Origin of the sequence: Novosphingobium sp. B-7, from assembly GCF_000410615.1 — a bacterium.
Taxonomy (GTDB): domain Bacteria; phylum Pseudomonadota; class Alphaproteobacteria; order Sphingomonadales; family Sphingomonadaceae; genus Novosphingobium; species Novosphingobium capsulatum.
The window spans coordinates 3432-6158 of sequence record NZ_KE148487.1 but is presented as its reverse complement, the minus strand read 5'-3'; the positions used below and the strand labels follow the sequence as shown (position 1 = coordinate 6158).

Below are 2727 nucleotides of genomic sequence, written 5' to 3'. Positions count from 1 at the left end.
ATCCCACGATTGATAGGCCACCGCCTCCAGCGCGGCGCGCGCCAGATGCGCGGGCGTGGCGCCCAGCGTCAGGCCATAGATCGCCCCGCGCGCGTCCGGGTCCCAGTGCGGCGCGCCCAGGCCGACGAAGGCCGGCACCATATAGACCCCGTGGCTATCGGGCACCTGGGTGGCCATGTCGTTGGTTTCACGCGCGTGGGTGATGATGCCCAGCCCGTCACGCAGCCACTTGATCGCAGCGCCGGCTACGAAGATCGAGCCTTCAAGGGCATAAGTGGTCTTGCCGTTGAGGCGGTAGGCCGGCGTGGTGAGCAGGCGGTTGCGCGACACCGGCGCCGTCTCGCCCGTGTTGAGCAGCATGAAGCAGCCCGTGCCATAGGTGGACTTGGCCATGCCCCGCTCGAAACAGGCCTGGCCGAACAGCGCCGCCTGCTGGTCACCCACCAGGCCGGCAATCGGGATCTGCGCATCGAACAGATCGGGCGCGGTATGGCCAAAGATGCCGCTGTTGTCGGTCACCTGCGGCAGGATCGCCATCGGCACGCGCAGCAACTGGCACAGTTCCTCGTCCCACTGCTGGCGATGGATATCGAACAGCAGCGTGCGCGAGGCGTTGGTGATGTCGGTGGCGTGCACCGCGCCGCCGGTCAGCCGCCACAGCAGGAAGCAGTCGATCGTGCCCATGGCCAGGCGGCCCGCCTCGGCATCGGCGCGCGCGCCGGGCACGTTGTCGAGCAGCCATGCCACTTTGGTGCCCGAAAAATAGGGATCGAGCAGCAGGCCGGTTCGGCTGCGCACCATGTCTTCCACGCCCTGGTCCTTGAGCGCCTGGCACGCGGCGGCGGTGCGGCGGTCCTGCCAGACAATCGCGTTGTGGATCGGCCGGCCGGTTTCGCGGTTCCAGATGACCACGGTTTCGCGCTGGTTGGTAATGCCGATGCCGGCAATCGCGGCGGCGCCCAGCCCGCTTTGGGCGATCGCCTCGCGCGCGGTTTCCAGCGTATCGCGCCAGATGTCTTCGGGATCGTGCTCCACCCAGCCGGCCTGGGGATAGTGCTGGGCAAATTCGCGCTGGCTGGTGGCGCAGGCCCGCGCCTGCGCATCGAACACGATGCAGCGGGTGGACGTGGTGCCCTGGTCGATCGCAAGGATGTGGCGGGGTTGGGTCATGGGTCTTGTCCTGTGTGGCGCCGCAGCCCGGCGCAAGGAATGGGTCAGGCCGAAGCCGGCAGGAACGGGCGGATCGCGGCCTGGTAGAGGCCAGCGCCCACGATCCCGCCCAGGATCGGCGCCGCGATGGGGATCCACCAATAGTTGTCGGGCGACGGGAAGGCCGCCGGGCCCCATCCGGCAAAGAAGCAGAACAGGCGCGGACCAAAGTCACGCGCCGGGTTGAGCGGCCAGGCTTCGAGAAAGCCGCCGCAGGCGCCGATGCAGGCCACCAGCAGGCCGATCGCCAGCGCGCCGGAATTGGCCATGGGCGCCTGGGTATTGGCCTGGTCGGTGATGGCAAAGATGCCCAGCAGCAGGATCGCGGTGAGAATCACCTCGTCCCAGAAGGCATGCATCGGGGTGATGAACTGGCCGGGATGGGTGAAGAACACGCCAGCGGCGCCACCGTCCATGCGCGTCACCCCGTGCAGGGTGTTGTAGTGATCGATCACCGGCTGGAACAGTTGATAGACCAGCGCCGCCCCGACGAACCCGCCCGCGATCTGCGCCACGATATAAAGCGGTGCCTTGCGCGCCTCGAACCCGCGAAACAGCACCAGGGCCAGCGTCACCGCCGGGTTGGCATGGGTGCCGGAAACTGCACCGGTAACATAGATCGCCAGCGTGACCGCCAGGCCCCAGGCGATGCACACCCCCCAATAGGCCGTGGCATAGGGACTGGGATCATAGAGCGTGATCATCGCCGCCGCCGAATCGCCCAGCGTGATGATGATCATCACCGCGATGAATTCGGACAACAATTCTCCGATCAAGCGTTTGCGCGGGCTCATGGCTATCCTCTGTGCGGGGTGACCGGGCGGTTGTTGGCTTTGCCCGTCGTTACCGATCCAGGGTGGTACCGGCTTTGGCGGGCGCGTCAATGGGAAAGTTCGCTTTCGCGCCTGCAGCAGGGCAGCGCGAGAATCCTGCTTTATCGCGCACGGTGGAGCGCACCGTGAAATTCTATATTATTTCATGTTTTACAGTTGTTTGTATAAATACCAACTAGCCACACTCGATCCTTAGGCGCAGCCACCGCAGCGCGAAATGGCGCGATTTGCTTGTGAAATAGCGCGAAGTTACGCGAAACCTCTCGCTTCCGAATGCGTAGTGCAGTAAACGCAGACGCTCGAAGGCCTGCGCAACGCAGGCGGCAAAGGCACAACCATGACGCACGACCCGTCCCTTTCGACCTATGACCTGCTGATCGTTGGCGGCGGCATCAACGGCGCCGGCATTGCGCGTGACGCCGCCGGGCGCGGCCTGTCGGTGCTGCTGGTGGAGCAGGACGACCTGGCCGCGCACACCTCTTCGGCCAGCACCAAGCTGGTGCATGGCGGGCTGCGCTATCTCGAATATGGCGAATTCCGCTTGGTGCGCGAAGCGTTGATGGAGCGCGAGCGGCTGTGGGCCATGGCGCCGCACATCATCTGGCCGCTGTCGTTCGTGCTGCCCCAGCGCGGCGCGGTGCGCCCGGCCTGGATGGTGCGGCTGGGGCTGTGGCTCTATGATCAC

At 65.7% G+C, this 2727-nt stretch carries 3 protein-coding genes; 1 reads left to right on the top strand and 2 read right to left on the bottom strand.

The genetic code is table 11. The annotated features are described in order from the left end of the window. The coding region (glpK, locus tag H926_RS0121265; RefSeq protein ID WP_022678050.1) for a glycerol kinase GlpK at window positions 1-1170 on the bottom strand (1170 nt) is incomplete at its 3' end. A gap of 44 nt (window positions 1171-1214) precedes the next feature. After that, on the bottom strand, window positions 1215-2003 hold the full coding sequence (locus H926_RS0121260) for an MIP/aquaporin family protein (RefSeq protein ID WP_022678049.1): 789 nt from the start codon (window positions 2001-2003) through the stop codon (window positions 1215-1217). A 376-nt stretch (window positions 2004-2379) separates the two neighbouring features. On the opposite strand from H926_RS0121260, the gene H926_RS35150 reads away from it, so the two are divergent. Beyond that, a partial coding sequence (locus H926_RS35150; RefSeq protein ID WP_237741137.1) for an FAD-dependent oxidoreductase occupies window positions 2380-2727 on the top strand: 348 nt, incomplete at its 3' end.